Here is a 21,767-nt window from a genome sequence, read left to right as displayed (position 1 = left end):
AAGTACTTACACGGACAAAAACACAAAATCTTGACACATCAATGCATGTCAATGAACCGATTCGCCTGAATCGGCTCGTTAGAACTCGAAATCATTTGGAGCGTCGTCGCCTGGCTCCTCCGGTGAATCTCTCCGAATGGCTATTCCATCGGAAATATCCCTTGTGTGGAACATAAATTTCGCCAACCAAAGACCAAATTGATCATCGATTGAGTTTAATCGCTTAAGAAGCTTCTCACGCTGACTAGCATGAGTATCAAAGTATTTTTTTGCGAATCTAAGCTGCGACGCAGACGCCAATAGTTTGAACTTCTTCTCGTCTATATTGACAAGTATTATTAATGTTCTATTATTTACGAAATCAAATGCCGCTGGATCCCTTTCAAGAAGATCCGCAAGGCGTGCATTGGAACGACGAGCGCCTGCTGCTCTCTCAAGAAGATCCTGCAACTGGGTCGCCGGGGGTGCTCCGTTTTCAGCAAGCGGGTTACTGAAATCATGCGGTGCGAGTGCGTGTGTGTCTCCCAAGACAATAGCGGGCTGCGGCGCCGGATTTTCACTCCAGTTCCAGCTATTGTACGCATACCAAACTTCGACGCCCTGATTCCAGAGCGATTTCAGAGTTTTTTGTTGTAACTCATTTTCCTCATCAAATGAGTCATCGTCTTGCCGGTCTTTTATTTCGAGCAACAGAACTGTGGATCCGTCATAGAAAACTCCCAAATCGTACGGCTTTCCCCTGCCCGATTCTAGATTTGTCCCCTGCTGCCCGGAAGTCGGTTGGTCAAATCGCAGATCTATATCTGTATAGAGCCTAAAATACCAAGTTACTGCCTGAATGATGCTAGCTTGAAGGGTCCCTTCTTTTCCGGGGCGTTGACTCATGGTTGTTTATCCAAGCGGTTTCTAACGCGCCAATATTGCACTCGACGTAGGCGTAAAGCGCATTGACACTGTCTTGATATCAGCCCGCACTCCGACCGACGCATATCGTATTTTTTGTTCGGATGGCGTTCGACATATGGATGAGCTACCCGTGCTCGTCTAATCTCATATTATCGGCATATTTCGACCTAACTTAATAGGTCATAGCTCCTATCAATCAGATCTCACAAGACATCGGCGCTGATTGGAGTTGACCCTGTAATCCCGGACACAGCGTCACGCTAAGGTTGTTGAAACCTTCGAGCGCCGCAACGCTGCAACCTGCAAGCTAACTGTTGAGGTCGGGCGGCGGCGGAGTTCGTAGAGCGTTTCTATGCCCTAGCAGACGCGTCCGGTCTCAAGGTCGCGGAGGTGTTCGAACTCGCCGTAGAAGCGCTGGAGGGCACGAAAAAATGAAGCGCCGGCCATAGCCGGGCCTCACAACTTGGCTATATATCCGCGTAGTGCCGCGAAGCACCCATTAGTTAGATCAAAGTAACCCTTTTCCGCTCCCATTCCCATTCGGGGACGGGCTTCAATCATCGTTGCTAAAAACGCCTGCATCCTTGCCTTCTCAGGGCTGCGGGGTTTACGCCAACCACCGGGCCCCGCGGCGCGTTGCTCGCCATGTTGTTCCTCGGGTAGTAAGTCACTACATCGCTCGATAAATCCTCTGACCTCCCCAGCAATTTGCTCGTTTTCGAACGATTGCCAGACCAGTGTTTCCAGCATTCCGGGGACGTCCTCTCCGGGGACGATGAAAACACTCGCCGCGAGTCCATTCTTTTCAGCGTTCTCCCCGACTTGTTGCGGTACGGGGTAGCCGTGGGTTGCCAAGCTCGCCTTGACGCTATCGAATGCACCTTTCGCGTTGTCGTCGGCGTCCCGGATGACGCCAATTGATGTCACCGCTTCGAAACCTGGCAAGAGCCGCACTGCACCTAGTGAGCTATGTATATTCGTTTTACCTTTTGCGTCCCACAATTGGATATCGTCTATGTCCATCGCTTTGAAAATGGCACCCATAAACGCTATCTCATCCAGCCCCTCGACTAATAATAGCTTGGGCTTTTTTATTTCTTTCATCATCAGCGGATTTCCCATTCACTCTCAAGCGTGAACTCAAGTGCGTCGCTTGGGTATACTTTGGCCACTACGTCGTCTTGTTTATTTCGCTCAAGTCTGAGATACGTGAATATATCGGGCTTCTTTTCTTTGAATGCGTTAAATGCTGATTTGATGAACTCGTAACTATGTGTGCTCGCGATGATTTGCGTCTTATTTTTGTACGCAATATCACTTATTGCTGAAACCACAGATGACAATGCGGAGTGGTGAATTCCAATCTCCATCTCGTCAATCAGCACGGTGCCATTTGGAACCGTGGCAACCGCTAGTGCAATATTGACCACGATGCCAATACCAGCGCCGAGGAACGACAATGGCACCCATTTCGGCAGACCTTCCACTTGAGCCATGATAAAGGGCGACCCGCTCATCACCGCGCCGACGTTAAGACTCTTAATACGGGGATTAATTATTTGAGCCGCGTCGATTATCTGCTTCTCATTGTTTTCCGAAATCAGCCGGCTCAATCTCGCTGCTGCACCAGTATCGATTACACGGGAGGAGCTCAAATAAATTGCTTGACGATTTTCGGACCGCTGGACCGCTCCTGATTGTGTCACCCCTCCAATGCCAACTGAGGTATACGTGTCCTGGAGAGTTTGGCTTCCCTGCTTCGCCAGCACTCCTATAGCGGCTTGTCCGGTAGGTTGTGTTTGCAGCGTAGGCTTCTCAGGCGCACTAATTGAGAACGGCTGGAAGTTCTGCTGGAACCTGTGATTCTTGATAAAACGATACCGTACGTCGCTCGTAATGTTGCTCTGATCAACAGTTGTAATGACGATTGGTGTCTCTGTGTCCATGTTGTGGAACGCAGGTGACCATATTGTTTCAGGCGTAGCATCGACCGGGCCCGCATTGCGCCATCCAAGGTGCGATATAAGCGCAGCCGCATTCTGACGGTCAAAGAAAAGGAAGATCGCTTCCAGAAAACTGGATTTGCCGATGTCATTGCGGCCGCCAACCAATGTAAACGGGGCTAACCGCTCCACATTGAGTTTCTTTATGCCTTTGTAGTGTTCAATAGTTACGCTGCGTAGCACGTGCGATTCCCCCGATCTCCTATTTGCACAAATCATACAGCTACCGGATTCGCAGTCGCTAACCGCAACGCATAAAGTGAGGTGCAGACCACCGGCGTCAGCGCGGTCGGGCCAGCCAAGCCGGTTCAATTTGGGTATGCCTGAAGCGACCGCTCGATTTCGGTACTGAAATACGAGCTTGACCCACTCTAACGGTACCAGTACTATTAAATAACCCTAACAGTACCGGAACCAATGCCATGCACATTCGTGCCTATATGAGAGCATCAACCGACGAGCAGGACGCACAGCGAGCCAAGGGCGCATTGCAGGCGTTTGCCAAGGACCACGGCGTCCGGGTTGCGGCTTGGTATTGGGAGAATGAGTCAGGCGCGAGCCTGACGCGCCCGGAGCTATTCCGACTGCTGGATGACTGCGAATCCGGGGACGTGCTACTTCTGGAGCAGGTTGACCGACTCTCTCGGCTAAACGAGGCGGACTGGCTGAAGCTGCGGGCCGACATTGAAGCGCGGGGCGTGCTGATCGTGGCTCAGGACCTGCCGACATCATGGACGCTGTTGAAGCGCGACGAGTCCGGCGAGTTCATGCGGCGCATGATGGGCGCTGTGAATGGGATGCTTCTGGACATGCTTGCGGCGGTCGCCCGCAAAGACTACGGGGACCGTCGCCGCCGACAGGCCGAAGGTATAGCTAACGCTAAGGCAGCAGGCGCGTACAAGGGCCGTGCGGTCGATACCGCAAAGCGCGCCGCGATCCGGCAGGCACTGGACAAGGGAATGTCTTGGCAGTGGATTCAAACCAATCTCGAATGCTCTCGGGCCACGATTTCATCCGTGTCAAAGGAGCTTGCCAGACAGTAGTGTTGCCACGGCAGACCGCGGCGTTGTGACGACAACATTCGTCGCTAGCCACGAGGGGACCAGGGGGTATTTTTCAGCCCCCCTAGATGGCGATAAGCTCGGAAGTCCTTGCCGAAATCTGCCGTTTCCGCAGCATTGCGTTTGACAAATGGGGGCGTGATACATTGGCACCAACTCATCTCAACGGGAGCGTTGGAAATGACGTATAAGTGGGTTTTGGTCGGCCCGGTTAGCGAAGTGGATTCCCAAACCCTTGCGTTCAAAGGGCGTCCCGTTGAGTACACCGATCCCAACACCAATCGCAAGCACGACGATGGCGGCATGGTCGGCCAAGGCTTTACTGACGCTCGATATGACGGAGGACGAGTTTCGGCAACAATACGTTTCGAGTCGCTTGCATCGAAGATGGCTGCGGGTATCACCTTGGCATCCAACCCGATGACGGGCGCGCATTTGACTGTATCCCTTGGAAATGGCCCTTTTGTGGCTGTGCGGGCGTGGAATCCCGGAGGGGGACAAGGCGCTATCGGCCTACAAGCGCCTCGCTGGATTGATTACGCGGCTTTTGGCGAGTCATCGAACATTGAGATTGGTCGATCTTACAAGCTCTCCACCAAAATCAAAGGATCGTGGATTACGGTGTGGGTTGATGACGTTAAGTTAATTCAAGTCGATTTGCGTGAAACATTGGCGCGACTGCGCGCTGGTATTTGGTTCCTTGGAAGTGGAGACATCGGTGTCTCCGAATTCAAAATTGTCTCTAACCAACCAGCAGCATTCGTCGTTATGGAGTTTTCCCAATCGTTTAACGACCTCTATGACCACGTAATCAAGCCCGTCTGTGCGCACCTTGAGGTAAAGCCAATCAGGGCCGACGAGCGCCAGGGACCGGGTATGATCGTCGCGGATATCGAGCGGCAAATAACCGAATCAAACCTGATCATCGCCGAAATTACACCGGTCAACGCCAACGTATTCTATGAAGTGGGATACGCGCACGCATTGAAGAAACCAACTATTCTGCTCGCGCAAAGAGGAACAAAGCTGCCTTTCGATGTGTCGGGCTTCCGTACCATCTTTTACGACAACACTATCGAAGGCAAAGGGCAGGTTGAGGAGGGACTAAAGAAGCACCTGACTGAAGTGCTCAGTCCGGAGGAATAGCCTCGCCGCTATTGACTGAGGGCGGCATCGTGCCGATCACGGCGGAAAACGCCGTGATTTCGCCCCAATCTGGAAATTGAAGCCGTTCGCGGGTTCGAAGGGCAGTTGAGGCTCCGATTACCGACCCTTGCATCAAGAACGCCTAGGACCTGATCTGACTGTAACTGTCTTATCGCAACTCTAAAAGTTAACCCTTCACGCGCGCACGGCGTACTACGCTAGTCGGCCCTGCAATTCAGTTTGCCTGACGCACGGTGCCGACGGGGTATTTTTCCGAAGCGGGAAGGTTAGGCCATCGACATGGATGGCTGAGCTAGAATCAGTCACACCGCAGTCACACAGAACTGTGACTACGGGCTCTTTCTCAACTCACACCGCCGAGCCGAGATTGGCGTAAGCGACTGATTTAACAAGAATAAATTGGCGAGACAGGATGGGCTCGAATCCCCGACCCTCGGCTTAGAAGGCCGGTGCCCACCTTGCAAGACGGACCGGCGGACCCAAATTGTCCTCCTGGAGCATGAAGCCGACTGAGTCGCGAACGCGTGAGATGGGTCCGCCGTCCGGCTACCGCGTCAGTCGGAGAGTGAGCCGCCTATGTAGTCCGGATAGCGATCACGGATGTAGTCTCGCTACTTTTGACACTACAGATCTGCTGTCGGTCGATTGATCGACGGCTCGAGTTGCCGCAGATTTGCATCAAACAGACGCGATTGCTTGACGTCATTGTCTAGTCGGGGCTGGCTCCGAGTGTGGTGGCCTGGGCGTCCGGATCGCCAGGCAAGGTGCATGGCCGATGCGCTCGCACCCAGCGCGCGAAGTCGCGAGCTGCGAGCGGCCGCGAAAACAGAAAACCTTGATACAGATGGCAGCCGTGCGTGCCCAGAAAGTCGCGCTGGGCGCGCGTTTCCACGCCTTCGGCTGTCACGGTGAGTTTCAGGATCTTGCCAATGTGAATCAGCGTTTGCGCCAGCGATTCTGCCATCGCGTCCCTGCCAATCCCCTGCACGAAGCTTTTGTCGATTTTCAGTTCCTTTACGGCGAACCGGTGGAGGTAGCTCAGGGACGAGTAGCCCGTGCCGAAATCGTCAATCGATAGTGCGATGCCCAAGTCATGGATGGCATCGAGCGACTTGCGAATGTCGGGCACTGATTCATCGAACAGGACCCGCTCAGTCATTTCGAGCGTCAGATCAGTAGCAACCAGGCCATGAGACTGAAGCGTATCGCTGACGAAGCCCGGGTAGTCCGGACGCTTGAAGTCGGCGGCGCAAACGTTCACCGAAATGTTGGGCACGTTAAGGCCTTCGGCCCGCCACTCTGCAAGTTGCCTGCAGGCCTCCCCCATCACCCAGGCATCCATCTCTGCGATCAGTCCGCTTTCTTCTGCGATGGTGATGAAGCGATCCGGCGCAATGCCCTGCCCATTGTTTTCCCACCGCACGAGCGCCTCGACACCGCATAGCACGCCTGCGGCATCGACCTTGGGCTGGTAGGCAACATTCAGTGCGTTCCCTCGCAATGCCCGCAGCAGCGCGACTTCCAGCTCGAGCTGCTCCTTCGCCTGACGCTCGTACTCTGGCGCATAGAATCGCACCTGGTTGCGCCCCGCACCCTTGGCCTGATACATCGCCAGATCTGCGTTGCGCAGCAGGATGCCGGGTTCTTCCCCATCGTGCGGCGAAAGTGCGATGCCGATGCTGGCGCTGATCGTGATGCGGGTATCCTGCTTCGAGTTGATGAGGATAGGCTCGTACACAGCCTGCAGAATGCGCGCGGCAACCTGTTTGGCTCTGAGTACGTCGCAATCCTGCAGAACAGCGAGAAACTCGTCTCCCCCAAGGCGACCAATGACGTCACCGGTCGGGATCTGGTCCTGGAGGCGTCGCGCGATTTCGCTCAGGACCTCATCGCCGGCGGCATGACCCTGGGTGTCGTTCACGCGTTTGAAGCGGTCCAGATCAATGAACAGTACTGCAAGCGTCGACCCGTGCTGGTTGGCGTTCGTCAGCATCCGGAGAGCTTCTCTTTGAAGCTGCACCCGGTTGGGCAGACCCGTCAGCGCATCGAACCACGCAAGTCGCTTCAGGCGGCGTTCCATGGCCAGCCTCTTGCGCAATTGTCTGCTGAACATCAGTGACAACAGGATGAGAAGCGAATCTAGGATGACGGTGACGATACCGACCGTAATCGCTCTCTTGCGCCATCCTGCGAAGATATCGTCCGTCGCGAAGCCCACGACGACAACAAGCGGATAGCTTCCGACGCGCCGGAAAGTATACAGACGCTCGATGTGGTCGAGCACCGCTATATCGATATAGGTGCCGTGACTGGATCGCACAAGCGGCTCGAGCGAGTGACCAACCGCGAGAGACTTGCCGATGTCACCCTCGTGAAACGGTTGGCGCATGAGAACCGTGCCGTCCGTGCGAAGTAACGTAATCGTGTCGTGGCGGCCGAGTATCGAGTCTTCGAACAGGCGGCGAAAGTAGTTCAGCCGCAGCGTGCCGGCGACAATGCCCGCGAAATGGCCGTCCTTGTCCTTGAGCCGCCGGCTTAGCGCGATCTGCGGTATTCCGGGTTCAGCGGCGAACGGCAGGAACGGCGCGCTGATGTAGAGGCCGGCATTCTCCTGCAGGCGCTGTACCTGGAAATAATCGCGGCCGCTGACGTCGAGCTTGCGCGGTTGAATCGAACGCGAGTCGAGTACGAGCTTGCCTGTTGCGTCCGTCGCAAAGAGGGCACCCAGTTCCGTCGTATTGGCGGCCGAGCCGAACGCGACAAGCTGCCGGACCTCTGGGGTAAGCCGCAAGATGCCAGGGGTCTCGGCACTTGTCGCGACGTCGCGCATGGCGAGCTGGTAGATGTCCAGATTGCGCTCGATCTCCTTTTGGAGCGAGATCACGAGGTTCTGGGCCGCGACGCGCGCCTGAGCCATCGCATCGAGCCTCATTTCGTAGAGCGAGGCGACCGTGACGGCAGTGGTCGCGAGGGTGATGCCAATCCCGGCGTAGACAAACAGCGCCGGCCTGGCAAAAAGCGAACTTGACAAACGAATCATGGTCTTCCGCAATGCTCGGGAAAGCCGGGTGTAAGCAATCCGGCCCAGGCACTTTAGGGACTCGGTCTCCGCAGACCCGCTGGATTGTATGGGATCCGGTAGGCAGGCAGGAAGATGAATGTGGGCAGGCAAATGACATGTCTTGAGCCAATCCACCCCGCGCGAAGTCCTCGTCGATGTACCGACCGGGACAGGTAAAGATCTCCCCTCGCGAGGTGAGCTCCTTATCGGCTAGTGGATCACTGCACTTAACGAGGTAACGAGGCGCCAGTCCGACTAAACCGTATGCAACCTCGCGCGTGTGACTCCGCGCTTCGCCCCCCTGGAAGCCAAGTCATCCTTTGACCGCCTTGGGGCCTGGTCAAATCGATACAGTGTTAGCCGTGCATCGTATTTCGCCCCGAACAAGACCTGCGTAGTGAAGCTTCTTTGATCTGATCGATCTCACCACTCGAGGACACGGCCATGAACCCGGTCCACGCGGAAACGAGGCGCACAGGCAGGCGCCCGAAAAAACCATGGAGAAATCGGCGGGCATCATTGAAGACGTGAGTAATGTTCCAGCGACTGCGGCGAGCGCGGTATCCTGGCACGCCCCACGGTACGATCTGCGACTATGCCGTCCTTTCCCCGACGCCCTGCTCTGCGCGAAGAATCCCAGAACCTGCGTGCATGACGCGCATGCATAGCAGTCGCCCACTGTCTGCCTTCCTGCGATTCTGGTTACGCGTCACGATGGATTCGATGCGCATGCCGCAGTACATGACCAGAACTTCACGAACGTCCGTTTTTTCAGCTTGCGTTCCGCGACGCGAGCACCTGCCAGACAACCGATCGCGAAGCGAACAGTCACGTGGTTCAGGTCGACGCGTGCGCTCGATGCTTCAGGCGTCGGCTTGCCAGAGCGTCCGTAGACGCCCTGCCTGCGACCACCTGCTCATTTGCACCGCAAATCAGCGCGCTTCGGGACCATGTTCTGGAATACCGGGTAACCCGGAACCCAGCAGCCCTGACATGACGCGAGGCGGTTTCGGAGACACATCGTTTTGGGTGGCAGTCTGCGACGCCGCTCCGGCAGTTCCATCTACTGCCGCGTATTTGATTGACACCGCCATTGACGCGGTTTTGCGATCCGCTCAGCGCCTGCTTGTCCGCCGGGGCGCCGCTGCGGTCGGGTCCGACTGAACGGACTGCTGTTTGCCCGGAGCTGGCGCCCCTCTTCTACCTGCCTGGGAATCCTGAAAAAGCTCACCTCTCATCCCATTTCGATGCTCAAAACGAGGCGGAATGTCCGTCACCTTGAGCACGAGTGGAACCAGGCATTCCGCTGATATGACATTTGAGTGCGCTTTTTAAGGTGTTTTCTTGACACACGAATCGCGAAGCATCATAGAATGCGCGTGCTTGCTGCACAAGGATGAAGTGGCAAGCGCCTCCCAACTCGAAAGTGAGTCATCGACGACTATGGCAAAGACTGCATCGAAGGCTGCGGAAAAACCCGCAGCAAAGAAGGCTGCTGCTCCGGCGACCAAAGGTAGCGCAGCAAAGGCAGCAAACGGTACGGCGAAGAAGGTGGTCGCTGGTGCACCGGTCAAGGACAAATTCACCAAGGCGTCGCTCGCGACACACGTCGCAGCGGCAGCTAACGTCGAGCCGAAGGCAGCGAAGGCTGTGCTTGCCGCGCTCGAAGATACGATCCTGGGCGCCGTCCACAAGAAGGGTGCGGGTGAGTTCACGCTGTCGGGTATTCTGAAGATCAACGTTCAGCAGGTGGCGGCGAAGAAGCGTCGTTTCGGCAAGGACCCGTTCACGGGCGAAGAGCGTTGGTTCGACGCGAAGCCCGCCACGGTCCGGATCAAGGCGCGCGCGCTGAAGAAGCTCAAGGACGCAGCAGCCTAAAGTGCGTTATCAGGCCTGCTGCCTTCCTGGTAGCAGGCCTGCGGCGGCTCCAGAATCGGTGCCCACTGTTTCGACTTTCCCGCAGGCAAGTTTGCGCCACATCGTACTAGCCGCCGCCCGCCCCGATTCGCCGTTCCGCGCGTTGCCAGTCATCGCGCCGTCTCAGGAAGCGAGCCTTGCGATTTGCTCCGGCCTGTCATGCGCTCACCGGACTTCGGCCACGTGTTCGGCATCCTGAATAAACTCACCTTCGCGTGGCTTGTGCTGTTTCCATTGCCAGACATGGCAACACAACTGTCCTGCGGGCAGACGTGATCCATTCCGCTTCCTGCCCTGATGCATGAAGGCAATGTCGAACGCCCGTCGCGGCATGGCCATTACCGGGTGGCGCGAGCAGCAATCCTCACAAAGTTGATAATGGGTTACGTCGCCGACGAGGATGGAATCCGGCCAACGGCTGGCTTGCGCCCAACCCGCGTGTTCCAGGCCTGAAACGGTTACCGTGCGTTGCAGGTGACTAGCCTGATCTGACATCGATGCAGCCGCCGCGGCCACCTGCCCGACCAGTGCCGCATTTTGGGCGACCGCGCGATAACATCGACACCGCCATGACAGATACGACGCGAGCCCATGCGGATCTACTGCCGGTTACCCGAAATCCATAACATGTGCAAAAATCATTCTGACCTGAGCCAACGCGTTGTCCTTGCCGCCTATGGAAACCGCCGAACTTGAACCGCAGGTGCTCGCCAAACGCCTCGGCGTGGAGTTCTGTCTCGTACGCCAGAACAGTACGATCGGATGCGTGATCACGATCACGGCGCTGGAAGCGTATTTCTGGCTCGAGCCACACGCCAGCGACGCCCGCATACTCAAAACCTTTCGCGATGGCTACGGCCGTATCTGCGCGATAGTCGAACGCAAGTGGCTCGCCCATCCCGCGACACGCCTCGAGCTGACGCCGGCAGATTTCGCGCGCCACTGACGTCGCCGCCCGTTGGCATGCTGGTCGCCAGGTCTGCTTGAGCACAACGCTGGCCAGAATGCCTGAAAAGTCGTCCACTGCACCAATCGACAGTGACCATGGACACGCGCAAGGATTTCCAGCGGGCGACGCCGCGGCAGGCTGCGAACCAGTAGCCGGTGCCCGCCATCCCTGCGCCGGCCTGCAATGGTCTTGTGGGAATGCTGGCAGGGCTGCGCAATGGACAGCCAAAATCGCATCATTGAGGGTTCCGAGGCATCGGGGCTGGACGGCGTGACATTTACAGTGTTCGTCGGCGGCCGATTCTTGCCGGCGACCATCTCCATCGGGGCCTCCATTGCCCTCGGGAAAGTCGAAAGTACGTCGCCAATCGAGTCGTCTGCGATCCGGCCCGCGTCACTTGTGATGTTCCGCGTCGGGACCCGGCACGGGGACAGTCCACTCATCCACCGCTTTCCCCGCTTCGGGTTCGCGCTCCCGCCGAAGCTCCAGGATGCGACCGTGAGCAACAACCACCTTCAGGTCGAGTCTCACGCCTTTGCGGACGTGGAACAAATAAGCCGTGAAGGAGGCTGTGTTGCTGGCAAAGTAACCGTCACTCAGAAACCGTCGACGCGCGACAAGTCCATCGCTTGCCACCCAGTAATCGGCCATGGCGCAATCGAGCGACTTTGTCTGCCAGTCCTTTCTCGGCAGGTCTTCGGGGAACGGCTCGAAATCCTGGGAAAACTCGAATGTATCGTTCATCCTCGAGCGCGGCTTCGCTGGTGTTAGCGTCGTCCAAGGGTAACATGGCCTCCCCGGTCTCCGGGCTGGCCCTGCAAGACTGGTTGGGGCCGCTTGCGCGCCATGGTTTGCTCGTCGCTGGCAAGTGCGGGACGGGACCGCACCGCAATGGTGACGGAGACCGGGCTTTCGCGTGTGGCAAGGGAGGAATCCGCAATGCGCCAATGCTTCTGCGACTCTTCTCAAGCGCCTCCCCGGTTCCGTTTCGGAATCAGTCTTCTCGGCCCAGCCTGCAGGCTTCGCCGGGACTCCCGGTTGCCGGCTAGATCGCGTTTTGCCGCGCGGCAATCACAGGGTGCCGCCGTCAGGCGGTTAGAGCGGCGAATGTCTGCACCGGGCCTGGGTCGTTAAAAGTCAGACCCTGTGCGGTCCGTGGACCTGCTGATTGGCAGGTGTCATCCCGGCGTGGTAAAAAGTCATCCCTTGCGGGTGATCGCCTCCATGCGAGGCCGTATTCTCGCGATTTCAGGTTTCAACATCGACAGGATTCAAAAAATGGCAACTGGCACTGTGAAATGGGTGCGACGTGAGGTCGCCTGAGTAATTGTTCCAACGGGGGTAACCCCGACGAGGAACCTGATGTTCCGTCATCAGTAGCCTACCGGCACATGCAGGACCACAAAGGACCTGTGTGAAGCTACCGGGACAATGTAGCCAAGCCTTTGGGCTGCGCCGATGCTGCGAAGCTAAGGCGTTACCTGCGAGCATCGATGCGGATATGGCGCTAGGCTGGATGGTATGACCAACGCAAGTGAACTGCTGATAAACACCGTCACAGTGAACAAGCCAAAGATGCTGATAGGCTTGAACCAAAAGGTATGCGGTCGGCTGCCCTCTATCCGCTTTGGGGGCACACGGACACTAGGGCCGCCGGTGGAAAGGCAGGGTCTAACCCGTCTCGTTACTCACGCGAAACACGGTAAGCCCGTATCGCTGCCCCTCTGGGCAGGCAGACCGCAAGGAATGCTGTTGGCGGTGCGGGTATAGGAGTGCGGAAAAAGCGAACGTCGCCCTGTAATGGGGCGGATAGGGATTGAGCCGCAAGGCAACATCATCCTACGCGAAAGCGGGCAGACTTCCACATGGTCTTTCTCTACGAGAGAACTTGTCCAACCTTCTACATGAGGGAGTTGCAGATGACTGTGCGAGAAAATGCTTGCACGGGTGCGCCCTCACACGAATCGGTCACATGGCACAGCATCGACTGGGCCACGTGTTATCGTGAAGTGCGAAGGCTCCAAGCGCGTATCGTAAAGGCGACACGAGAAGGAAAACACGGCAAGGTGAAGGCCTTACAGTGGATTCTGACACACTCGTTCAGTGGCAAAGCACTCGCCATCAGACGAGTCACCGAGAATCAAGGCAAGAAGACGCCGGGCGTGGATAGCATCACATGGTCCACACCGGACGCCAAGTCTCAAGCCATGTTGTCACTCAAGCGGCGCGGCTATCGTCCCCAACCGCTGAAGCGAGTCTATATTCCCAAAACCAACGGGAAGATGCGGCCGTTGGGCATCCCGACCATGACGGACAGAGCGATGCAGGCACTTTACCTGCTAGCCCTCGAACCCGTGGCCGAGACCACAGCGGACGGACGCTCTTTCGGGTTTCGACCGGAACGGTCCACTGCGGACGCCATCGAACAGTGCTTTAATTTGCTGTCCAAGACGGTAGCACCAAAATGGATTGTGGAAGGCGATATCAAGGGCTGCTTCGACAACATCAGCCATGACTGGCTGCTGGCCCACGTACCAACGGATCGCATGATTCTGAGGAAGTGGCTAAAGGCCGGTTACATGGAAGATCGACAACTTTTCCCAACCGAAGCTGGTACCCCGCAAGGGGGCATCATCTCGCCGACTCTGGCGAATCTCGTCCTGGACGGGCTGGAGGCCAAACTGGATGCAGAGTTCGGACGAAGGAGGCTCGTTAATGGTGTACAGACCCGCCTGCTGGTCAACTATGTGCGGTATGCGGACGACTTTATAGTTACAGGACGCTCGAAAGAGTTCCTCGAACAAGAGGTCATGCCGATCATCAAAGAATTCATGGGAGAACGGGGGCTTACGCTTTCGCCTGAGAAGACCAAGATCACGCACATCGACGAGGGCTTTGACTTCCTCGGGCAAAACGTACGTAAGTACAGCGGCAAGTTGTTGATCAAGCCGTCGAAAGCGAACGCAACGACCTTCCTGGAAAAAGTACGCTCTGCGATCAAAGGTAACAAGTCGCTGGATCAACATCACCTGATTCGGCTGCTCAACCCGATGATCCAAGGCTGGGCGAATTATCACCGGCACATCGTTGCGAAGACGACATTCGCCCGTGTCGACCATGAGATTTGGCGTATGTTGTGGCGGTGGGCCGTCCGTCGGCATCCGCAGAAAAACAGTTTCTGGATCAAGCAGCGCTACTTTCACTTTGTAGGCACCCGCAAGTGGGTGTTTGCGGCAGCAAACGGTGAAAGGTTCCCCGATGGAACTCCGATCCTGCTGTCACTGCGAAAAGCAACGGATACGCCTATTCAGCGACACCGAACGATTAAGTTGGAAGCCAATCCGTTCGACCCCAAGTGGGAGACGTATTTTGAGGAGCGTGCAAGCCTTAAGATGCTGCACTCGCTAAGGGGCAGGAGGAAGCTCGTCAACCTCTGGTTGGATCAGGATCGCCGTTGTCCAATTTGCCGAGAATTGATCACGAAGGAGATGGGGTGGCATGTCCATCACATCACCCGACGGGTCGATGGCGGAAAGGACGGAAGCGCTAATCTCATCATGGTGCATCCGAACTGCCATAACCAGATTCACGTCAACGGTCTCAAGGTGGTGAAACCGGTTCGCGAAAGCGGGCTTAGAAAGGCTTGAGCCGTATGAGGGGAAACTCTCACGTACGGTTCTTAGGGGGGGATGGTCCAGCAATGGCCTGTCTCTACCCGACTTCAACGATGCGAAAGGCTTCGGCTTCATCACCCCGGATGACGGCGGCGAAGACCTGTTCGCCCACTTTTCCGAAATCAAGACTGAAGGATTCAAGTCGCTGCAGGAAAACCAGAAAGTCAGCTTCGATGTGAAGATGGGGCCGAAGGGCAAGCAGGCCGCAAATATCAAGCCCGCCTGACCGGCGCGCGTCACATCCCGATGTGTGGCCCGTCCTGCGGGCCAGTTTTTCTTGCACCCTGCGCATCAATCTTTAATGAAGCGATGGACATCGCCAGCACATGCGCGCGATGTCCGGGTGCGCCCTCTTCGCGACATCGGTCGATTCCCCGGTTGATCGTTGACGAAGCGTAAGCGTTTCGCCTGTCCTCCAGCGAATTGATTCGATCCAGCATCGGCGTGAAGACGCAGGACGAATCGCGCTTTTGCGGTAGCGTTGATGCCGCGCTTGCGGTCACGCTGCCCGGACCCATCATTGCCCTGCAAAACAGCGGATATCCTGTGACGGAAAACAGTTGAACTCCGCGCCGGCAACACAACCGTCCTCGAAGAATCGACATCCCCGACCAGAAGCACTACGATCGAAAACATGCCGGTGGCCACGGCAGGTGCCTGTCGCACGATAATTTTCTGACGATTGGCACTCACCATGCCAGACAGCCTCCTCGATGTGGTGGCCCACTGCACCTCGCGACGCGTGCGTGGTGAACCCGCCCGGTCCCGTGCATGATCACGGTGACCGGAACGCCGTCCGCCGCGTGGATTGTTTAAATCAGGCGAGGCAAGTGCCGGAAGTTCGTGGCGCTATCCTCGGTGGGTGTCGATGCCAGCACCCGGTGGATCGATGCTGCGAGCCGAGCTCTGAGGGGAATCGCCATGACGACGACTGAGTCACTTCTGACGTTGGCCGAATATCTCGAACTGTCCCTGAACTCTGGCGCAAGCGTGATCATGATGCAGAAATGCAATGACGTCTGTGCCATGTACGTTGGCGATGCCAGGCGAGATCAGGACCGCCTGAGATATCACGGGGACATCGCCGCGACCCAGGCCGAAGAGATCCTTGAGCAAACCCGCGCTGGACGAAACCGGCTGGAGATCGGCGGACAGCTATACCGTTTTATCCGGAGCTTCAAACATTTTGAGGATCGCGGCGCGGTCGTTTTCGCGCCGTCGTGACACCGGAGGCACGACGATTTCGGGAAACGTAAATTTGATGTTCCAGGTATGTTGCGCATTCCCAAATACTGAAAATCCTTATCAAGGACTTGTCAGGCGAATACGTTGCGCTCGAAGATGATCGGGTGGTCGAACTGCCGCTCGACGGCGACTGGCATCATGAGCGGGTTGTGCAAGACCTCACCCCATTCGTCGATGCGCCGATTTGTGGTGGCGAGCAGAGCGCCACGCCCTCCCTGAACGGAATATTCGCTCGCCGTCTGCGTCATCGACGACCCCGAGCTCGTCGCAGCTTCAAGTGGCTTAATAACCTTTGACGCCTCGAGCTGGACCATGAAGGATCACCTGATTTCTTTCGTGACTTCATTCGTTATCCTCTCCATTCAAAACCCGATCACGTAAAACCAGTGCATCAAGGAGGCCGCCACCTTCGTCCCGGCGTAGATTTACGCGTCATGTGCGAATGACACATCAAATACCAACATCGCCGCGTCTATAATCAACACCTTGAGGATATCAGCGACCGCATGGAGCCCTACTTTATGAATCAAGCCCGCGGGCGATATGCGGGATCCCGCGACAACGGCCAACGCGAGGTTCGCCGGGAAAAGAAGTCTCAGCCCAACCGGCCGGGACAGCCGTATGTGAAGGCGCCTGCTCAGGACGCCGCCCAGACCGCCTCCATTTTCAAGACACGGTCGTTCCAGTTTCTGGTCGATACGGTAGGCGCGGAGAATATCGCCATCGCACTTGAATCCAGCATGACGCGCGTGGCCGAATTGATGAAGGGAGAGAGGTTCACTCCCGAGACTGCCTTTCACATGGAAACCACGCTCGGGTTGCCGCATGGCTTTTTTGACCAGCCCAATCCTGGCCTCGCAGCCGAGACCATCGCTCGCCTGAAGTCACCGCTCGACTTCATTCAAACCGACGACGAACCAGACGGAGAGTCCGAAGCACGCAAGCCGGCTTCTGTCCTGAGCGTCGACCCGCAACCCTCTCTTGAAGACAGTTTGTCCGAGGAAGCGCAAATGCCAAGGAAAGCAACCGGTGGTACGCCCAGGGCCGTCAAGACCAGTACAGGCGGTACGGCCGGACAGCCCGAAGCTCGTACGCCGCGAAAAGCTTCGCGTTCGAAATCCAGGACGTCTCCTGAAGCGGCCCAGCAGCAGTCGCTGGCACTCAACGATGGGGCCGACGTAGAAAACATCCGGCGCGCCAACCTCCACGTTCTCACGAGTCGCAACGGCTCGAAAGCAAGGCTGGGTGTGGTTATGGAGTTGAGTGGCTCCAACATGGCCCACCGGCTGCATGGCAAGAAGCGCCTGGACGCTGTCGAAGCCAACCGGTTCACGGAACGGCTTGGCTTGCCCGCTGGCTGGCTGGACACCCCGCGCTCCGAAGACGATATTCCGGCGTCGGTGTCGCGCATGCTTGCGCCTGCTTCGCGCGCACGCGTATCCGCCCAACAGCACGAATCGCTTGCGCACGCAACAAATGACGACATGCCGGTGAAGGCCGCAGGGACGAAGGCGCGTGCACGGCGCGCGCGGGCGGGCGATCCAGAAAGCTCAACAGTCTCGGTGGATGTCGCAGGAGAGAAAGAGGCGATCGTTATCAGCGCGCAAGATCATGCAAATGGTTTTCCTGACGACCTTACCAGCCGCCTGCCTGAAGAAAGCAATGACGGTGCCCCGGCAGCCACACCGGCGATCCCTAAGTCGTTTGCGGCCTCCGCAGTACCGCGGCAAACCCCGGCAGCGCTCCCCTTCACTTCCGTGACGAGCCTGGACAATCTTCACGGTATTGAGCCGATAGCGGAAGCCCTGATCAAGACGCTGGCAGGCAAGGCACGCACGGGTCGCCTGGACGAGCTGAAAGCGCTGGAACTGCTGCAGCAGGCGATCCTGCTATGAGGCTGTACTAACGCGCCGGGCCCCTCACGCCATGACAGATAAAGCGCATCGAGGTGGCTCGGTTCCAGCACGCACAAACGTTGCGCCGTGCCAGGTCGACCTGCCACCGACCTGCATCGCCGGGTTGAACTCTTCGCCCCGGTTTTCCCCGGAATACTGATCCGGGTGTGCAGGATTAGCTGTGGCGCGGAGAACGCCTGCGGGTCAATGGAGTTTTGAAGCCTGGCGACGGCGGGCGGTTGCCAGAAGCGGATTATCGTCGGCTTCGGCGTTGCGCTCTGGCGCACTGCCATCCGCAATGACAACGTGGACGTCCAGCGAGAAGGCGCCTTCGAAACAGATGCGCGCACGTGCAACGCATTCAGATGCGGGCGCATCGCCCGCACTCGCCGCCGCCTGTGCAGTCGCTTTCGCGGCCAGCCCAAACGCAACGACGATCTCTTCCCACGTCAGTCCGGTCGCCATCGCATCCTGCACGAGCTTGCCCGCGACAGCACCAATTTTTTCCCTCAGGTCATCATCCATTGCTTCAATTCCATGGATCCTTCGTGCCGCGCCTGCGCGACATCGTTCCACAATTGTCTTCGCCTTTCAGGTGGGAGCGGCACGGCCGGCGTCCTGTCACGCCATCTCGACCGCCCAGTCGCCGGTCGTAACCGTACCGGGCACCTTTGCCGTCACGATGTCGTATACCACGGCTCCATCTTCGCAGTATGCGGAGGTCGCCGCGGGATAGCGTGCGCGCACGATTGCCCGCGCCGCATCTTCAATGCCACGACCCGGCCGATAACGTAGTTCAAATATGGTCCCGTCCCGATGCCTTCTGGAGCACGAAATTCGCGGCCGCGTATCGTGCGTTGCAGTTCCAGATCTCCTGCCCGTCGCGGTAGAAAGTTGCCCAGCCATCCCTGATGGTCACCTGCGCTTTCGGAAATACCTGGCTGTGCCCATTTGCTGCAGCAGAGAGGGGATTGTTTTCCTTGCAGGTCGCCCAGTATTCGCCGTCCTCAGGTACATCAGTTCTGGAAACTTCCATTTCGTGACTTCTCCGGTTGCCGGTCACATCTGCCGATAAATCGCCGCCCCCCCGATCAGGCCGACGGCGACTGTCGTGCCGCGACCGTAGTTGCGAGGCTCATGCCGAACCTCGTATCCATCCTCATCGCGATTCAGGCGGGCGATATGCGCTTCGACGGTTGCGTCCTGATCACGCACAGCCGCAAGAACGCGCATCACCAGGTCCCCTGGCAACGACCGCAAACACTCCAGCAACGTAGACATCCTGTTTTCCTTCTCAGAACCTGATCGTATCGAGCGGGACATCGATCCCGTGATGTTGGAGCACGGCTTCGCGAAATACCTGCCATTCGCCTTCTCTGGCCGGCTCATATGTGCAGTGCAGACACTGGTCCGCACCGGCCAGCTGTTCGGTCACGGTTCGATGCACGTCGATTCCGAAGCGTTTGCTGAATCGCCCCACACACGAGCCATCGTGCGCGGTCACCCACACGGTATCGCCCAGCGAGGAGACGTCAATTGAGTATGGTTGTGTCACGCTCATTTCCTGTTAATCCAGCGGCAATCGTGTGCCAAGTTAGCGTTGCCCTGCTTCTGGCAGGCACGTCACCGTCAGCCCCAGCGACCGGGCAAGCGCCACGGCCTCGCCAAGTGTGTCACAACAGTCGACCCAGAAGTCAGTTCCGGCAACCGCAATTGCGTAGGGAGGAACGTCATCGCCACATTCGTTCTGGCGATAGATCACAACTTCCGGGCTGCACGAGAGGTAATGTGCCATCTCGCCCCTGCATTCCGGGTACACCTTCGCAACATGTGAGTATTGCGCAGCGGACATCGTTTTCATCTTCTCTCTCCATTGCCGCGTCGCCAGCATCACTCCTGGCGTGACTCGCCTTCGAAAGCAATGCGCCCTGCATGACAAACTTTACCGCGTAGAGGCGCACAGAAAGGCGCCGTGCTCCGCGGACGCAATTGCAATGCGCACCACGCCAGCAGCGTTGCTGACTACGTGTACGCAATATGCAGGGCTTTTCGGACCGTCGCGAACGCTGCGCTACGCGCCAGCACCATCGATGGTTTGCGCTGGGTCAGTGCGATACTCCCACCTCTGTCGAAAAGCACGACGGCCAGGTTTGGAGCCATCATCCTCGACACGTAGAGTATCCCGTCTACGTCAGCCGGATGCGTGTAGATCGCCCGTGACCAGCGCATCGGAATGCTGTAATTCGCCGTGCCAAACAGCCCGGCGTGTGCGCCAAGCACGTTCATGCCCTGGCCGGTCAGGTCGGCAAGCGTCAGGTCCATCCCGTCGAACGTATGGATAAAGCGCCGCTTCACTTCATCGGCTGCGACCTGATATCGGGTCCCAACCGGATCGAGGTCATGAAGCAGCGACTCTGCAACAGCCGTGGCCAGATTCAGGCCGAAATAGCTTGTCCCGTATTCCCTTTTGGGATCGTCAAAGCGGTGGCTCGCGGTGCGTCCAAAATACGGTTCGTTAGAGTCGTAACTCGAGATCCGGACCAGCCGTTTGGGCTTCACTGTGACGACCGGCAACGCAAACGTACTGAAATTCTTCGCGGGGTTCCTGAGGGCACGAGCAGCCAAATGCTATTCCTCCACGTAGCCCGCTGCGGCCCGCAGAACCATCGACAGGTTGACCTTCCCGACCTGATCAATGCTGTTGCGACCGCCCTGCCTGCGCCCGGGCTGCTTGCCACCGATCACCTCCAGCGGGGTGAGGCCGCCCAGTGAGCGCCGCGGGTTCGTGAAAAACGCCCATTTACTGGCACCGGGCAGCTCTTTCAGTTCCCTGGAGACGCGCGCAACCGTGCGGCGGTCGAGGCTCTCGTCCACAAAAAAGGCCGGGTAATAGCTCACCCCGTTGGGACCATCCACCGTGAAGAGGGACCCGGTCTTCAGCCGCTGGTTGATTGCCTGCCGCGTGACACCTGCACGGCCCATGAACTCCGCAGGCTCAAGCAGTTTGCCTTCCCTTGCGAGCTTCGCGCGCGCGGCCATCGCTTCCGCAAACATTTCAGCTTCGGCGGAGGACGCGCCGGCACGCCGCCCTGCCCGGGCGTCCACTGCGGTGCGGGCGCGCTGTGCGGGAGCACGGCGGCTGTGGCCCGCTCCTGGCGTCCTCGACGGCGCGACTTCACCCGCAGCGTCAGCTACGGCTGTCAGCGCATCATCGAATCCCTGGGCGAACAGCGCGATCGACTGCGCGAAGCGCTGCTGCTTTTTGGCGGGAAGCTGACCGATGTCGGCCTGCATTGAAGTCGCCACGACCTTGCGGATCGCTTCCGGGGTGCGCGCGCCGGTACGATCCAGCACCTTCGCAGCACGCACAAGCAGCCGCGAAAACTCTGACGCCTGATTGGTTGCCGTAGACATGAGCCTTCTCCAAAGGAACGATCAAGCCTATCCCGAATATGGAGATGTCGTCAAGCTTGTCAAGGAAGTAAAGGAAGTGAATCTCGCCTGTGCCAACCACTTTCCGGCTGTCATGGCGACGCAAACTACTCCAACCCTTATTAATCGCCCCCTTGCTGTACGCCATTTTTTGCCGCCGGCAGGCGTCGGTGGCGAGGAGAGTATTTGACGGTTAGTTGCGTCTTCCGCTCATGACCTGCGAATCTGTCTGTGAGGGGCGGCACCTGATTGGGAGGCTTCAGCGCGCAGCACACGATCTTCAGCCGAAGCCCCGCGTCCTTGAATACGCCCGCGGCGCAGCGTCCGGCGAGGATATCGGAAAGATCCCGGACGCTGACCATCGACGCGGGAGCCCCCCCGGCCAGCCTCAGGCAAACGACCGTACACGCCACCCACCCTGCCGGCTGAAGCAAGGCGCCCGGAACCGGCGGTTACG

At 57.7% G+C, this 21,767-nt stretch carries 24 protein-coding genes; 9 read left to right on the top strand and 15 right to left on the bottom strand.

Going from position 1 to position 21,767, the window contains the following annotated elements:
- Positions 1-78: 78 nt before the first annotated feature.
- The 3 genes from AB4Y35_RS39895 to AB4Y35_RS39885 form a co-directional block, all read right to left on the bottom strand.
- Complete coding sequence (locus AB4Y35_RS39895) at positions 79-885, bottom strand: hypothetical protein (protein WP_368708657.1); 807 nt, start codon at positions 883-885, stop codon at positions 79-81.
- A 477-nt stretch (positions 886-1,362) separates the two neighbouring features.
- Complete coding sequence (locus AB4Y35_RS39890) at positions 1,363-2,028, bottom strand: DUF3226 domain-containing protein (protein WP_368708656.1); 666 nt, start codon at positions 2,026-2,028, stop codon at positions 1,363-1,365.
- Positions 2,013-3,092: an ATP/GTP-binding protein gene (locus AB4Y35_RS39885; RefSeq protein ID WP_368708655.1), complete on the bottom strand. Its 1,080-nt coding sequence runs from the start codon at positions 3,090-3,092 to the stop codon at positions 2,013-2,015. The genes AB4Y35_RS39890 and AB4Y35_RS39885 overlap by 16 nt, the downstream gene beginning before the upstream one ends.
- A gap of 239 nt (positions 3,093-3,331) precedes the next feature.
- On the opposite strand from AB4Y35_RS39885, the gene AB4Y35_RS39880 reads away from it, so the two are divergent.
- Together AB4Y35_RS39880 and AB4Y35_RS39875 are read left to right on the top strand one after the other, a co-directional pair.
- Complete coding sequence (locus AB4Y35_RS39880; protein WP_368708654.1) at positions 3,332-3,952, top strand: recombinase family protein; 621 nt, start codon at positions 3,332-3,334, stop codon at positions 3,950-3,952.
- A 198-nt stretch (positions 3,953-4,150) separates the two neighbouring features.
- Entirely contained in the window at positions 4,151-5,116 is a 966-nt protein-coding gene (locus tag AB4Y35_RS39875; RefSeq protein WP_368708653.1) for a hypothetical protein, read from the top strand.
- 730 nt (positions 5,117-5,846) lie between these two features.
- Here AB4Y35_RS39875 and AB4Y35_RS39870 read toward each other — a convergent pair.
- The gene (locus AB4Y35_RS39870; protein ID WP_368708652.1) at positions 5,847-8,177 is read right to left on the bottom strand and encodes a putative bifunctional diguanylate cyclase/phosphodiesterase; all 2,331 of its coding nucleotides are present in this window, start codon (positions 8,175-8,177) and stop codon (positions 5,847-5,849) included.
- Between the two features lie 1,464 nt (positions 8,178-9,641).
- Between AB4Y35_RS39870 and AB4Y35_RS39865 the strand changes: the two genes are divergently transcribed.
- The gene (locus AB4Y35_RS39865) at positions 9,642-10,076 is read left to right on the top strand and encodes an HU family DNA-binding protein (RefSeq protein WP_133191041.1); all 435 of its coding nucleotides are present in this window, start codon (positions 9,642-9,644) and stop codon (positions 10,074-10,076) included.
- Positions 10,077-10,280: 204 nt separating this feature from the next.
- Here AB4Y35_RS39865 and AB4Y35_RS39860 read toward each other — a convergent pair whose 3' ends face one another.
- Complete coding sequence (locus AB4Y35_RS39860; protein ID WP_368708651.1) at positions 10,281-10,610, bottom strand: hypothetical protein; 330 nt, start codon at positions 10,608-10,610, stop codon at positions 10,281-10,283.
- A 181-nt stretch (positions 10,611-10,791) separates the two neighbouring features.
- Between AB4Y35_RS39860 and AB4Y35_RS39855 the strand changes: the two genes are divergently transcribed.
- The gene (locus tag AB4Y35_RS39855; protein WP_368708669.1) at positions 10,792-11,061 is read left to right on the top strand and encodes a DUF1488 family protein; all 270 of its coding nucleotides are present in this window, start codon (positions 10,792-10,794) and stop codon (positions 11,059-11,061) included.
- Between the two features lie 396 nt (positions 11,062-11,457).
- On the opposite strand, the gene AB4Y35_RS39850 is transcribed toward AB4Y35_RS39855, so the two are convergent.
- Positions 11,458-11,808, bottom strand: coding sequence for a hypothetical protein (locus AB4Y35_RS39850; RefSeq protein WP_368708650.1), 351 nt, complete (start codon positions 11,806-11,808; stop codon positions 11,458-11,460).
- A 1,175-nt stretch (positions 11,809-12,983) separates the two neighbouring features.
- On the opposite strand from AB4Y35_RS39850, the gene ltrA reads away from it, so the two are divergent.
- Together ltrA and AB4Y35_RS39840 are read left to right on the top strand one after the other, a co-directional pair.
- Entirely contained in the window at positions 12,984-14,711 is a 1,728-nt protein-coding gene (gene ltrA, locus AB4Y35_RS39845) for a group II intron reverse transcriptase/maturase (protein ID WP_368708649.1), read from the top strand.
- Between the two features lie 58 nt (positions 14,712-14,769).
- Positions 14,770-14,964, top strand: coding sequence for a cold-shock protein (locus AB4Y35_RS39840; protein ID WP_368708668.1), 195 nt, complete (start codon positions 14,770-14,772; stop codon positions 14,962-14,964).
- Between the two features lie 65 nt (positions 14,965-15,029).
- Here the strand turns inward: AB4Y35_RS39840 and AB4Y35_RS39835 are convergent, their stop codons facing one another.
- Complete coding sequence (locus AB4Y35_RS39835) at positions 15,030-15,434, bottom strand: hypothetical protein (protein ID WP_368708648.1); 405 nt, start codon at positions 15,432-15,434, stop codon at positions 15,030-15,032.
- Between the two features lie 225 nt (positions 15,435-15,659).
- Here AB4Y35_RS39835 and AB4Y35_RS39830 point away from each other — a divergent pair, with 225 nt between their 5' ends.
- A complete protein-coding gene (locus AB4Y35_RS39830; protein ID WP_368708647.1) occupies positions 15,660-15,962 on the top strand; it encodes a hypothetical protein in 303 nt (100 codons plus the stop codon).
- 92 nt (positions 15,963-16,054) lie between these two features.
- Here AB4Y35_RS39830 and AB4Y35_RS39825 read toward each other — a convergent pair whose 3' ends face one another.
- Positions 16,055-16,297: a hypothetical protein gene (locus AB4Y35_RS39825; RefSeq protein WP_368708646.1), complete on the bottom strand. Its 243-nt coding sequence runs from the start codon at positions 16,295-16,297 to the stop codon at positions 16,055-16,057.
- 207 nt (positions 16,298-16,504) lie between these two features.
- Between AB4Y35_RS39825 and AB4Y35_RS39820 the strand changes: the two genes are divergently transcribed.
- Positions 16,505-17,878 carry a hypothetical protein gene (locus tag AB4Y35_RS39820; protein ID WP_368708667.1) on the top strand — a complete coding sequence of 458 codons (1,374 nt, stop codon included), beginning with the start codon at positions 16,505-16,507 and terminating at the stop codon, positions 17,876-17,878.
- 204 nt (positions 17,879-18,082) lie between these two features.
- On the opposite strand, the gene AB4Y35_RS39815 is transcribed toward AB4Y35_RS39820, so the two are convergent.
- From AB4Y35_RS39815 to AB4Y35_RS39785, 7 genes are all read right to left on the bottom strand, one after another.
- Positions 18,083-18,403 (bottom strand): hypothetical protein, encoded by a 321-nt coding sequence (locus AB4Y35_RS39815; RefSeq protein ID WP_368708645.1) that lies wholly within the window; start codon positions 18,401-18,403, stop codon positions 18,083-18,085.
- A gap of 271 nt (positions 18,404-18,674) precedes the next feature.
- Entirely contained in the window at positions 18,675-18,914 is a 240-nt protein-coding gene (locus AB4Y35_RS39810; protein WP_368708644.1) for a hypothetical protein, read from the bottom strand.
- Between the two features lie 23 nt (positions 18,915-18,937).
- On the bottom strand, positions 18,938-19,159 hold the full coding sequence (locus tag AB4Y35_RS39805; RefSeq protein ID WP_368708643.1) for a hypothetical protein: 222 nt from the start codon (positions 19,157-19,159) through the stop codon (positions 18,938-18,940).
- A gap of 13 nt (positions 19,160-19,172) precedes the next feature.
- Positions 19,173-19,439: a hypothetical protein gene (locus tag AB4Y35_RS39800; protein WP_368708642.1), complete on the bottom strand. Its 267-nt coding sequence runs from the start codon at positions 19,437-19,439 to the stop codon at positions 19,173-19,175.
- A 33-nt stretch (positions 19,440-19,472) separates the two neighbouring features.
- Positions 19,473-19,739, bottom strand: coding sequence for a hypothetical protein (locus tag AB4Y35_RS39795; protein ID WP_368708641.1), 267 nt, complete (start codon positions 19,737-19,739; stop codon positions 19,473-19,475).
- A gap of 161 nt (positions 19,740-19,900) precedes the next feature.
- Positions 19,901-20,503 carry an RES family NAD+ phosphorylase gene (locus tag AB4Y35_RS39790; RefSeq protein WP_368708640.1) on the bottom strand — a complete coding sequence of 201 codons (603 nt, stop codon included), beginning with the start codon at positions 20,501-20,503 and terminating at the stop codon, positions 19,901-19,903.
- Positions 20,504-20,506: 3 nt separating this feature from the next.
- Positions 20,507-21,292, bottom strand: a complete 786-nt coding sequence (locus AB4Y35_RS39785) for a hypothetical protein (protein ID WP_368708639.1) — start codon at positions 21,290-21,292, stop codon at positions 20,507-20,509.
- On the opposite strand from AB4Y35_RS39785, the gene AB4Y35_RS39780 reads away from it, so the two are divergent.
- Complete coding sequence (locus tag AB4Y35_RS39780; protein ID WP_368708638.1) at positions 21,291-21,500, top strand: hypothetical protein; 210 nt, start codon at positions 21,291-21,293, stop codon at positions 21,498-21,500. The genes AB4Y35_RS39785 and AB4Y35_RS39780 overlap by 2 nt on opposite strands.
- Positions 21,501-21,767: the final 267 nt, after the last annotated feature.

Origin of the sequence: Paraburkholderia sp. EG286A, from assembly GCF_040965375.1 — a bacterium.
GTDB lineage: Bacteria > Pseudomonadota > Gammaproteobacteria > Burkholderiales > Burkholderiaceae > Paraburkholderia.
This window is presented reverse-complemented; position numbering and strand designations above follow the sequence as displayed.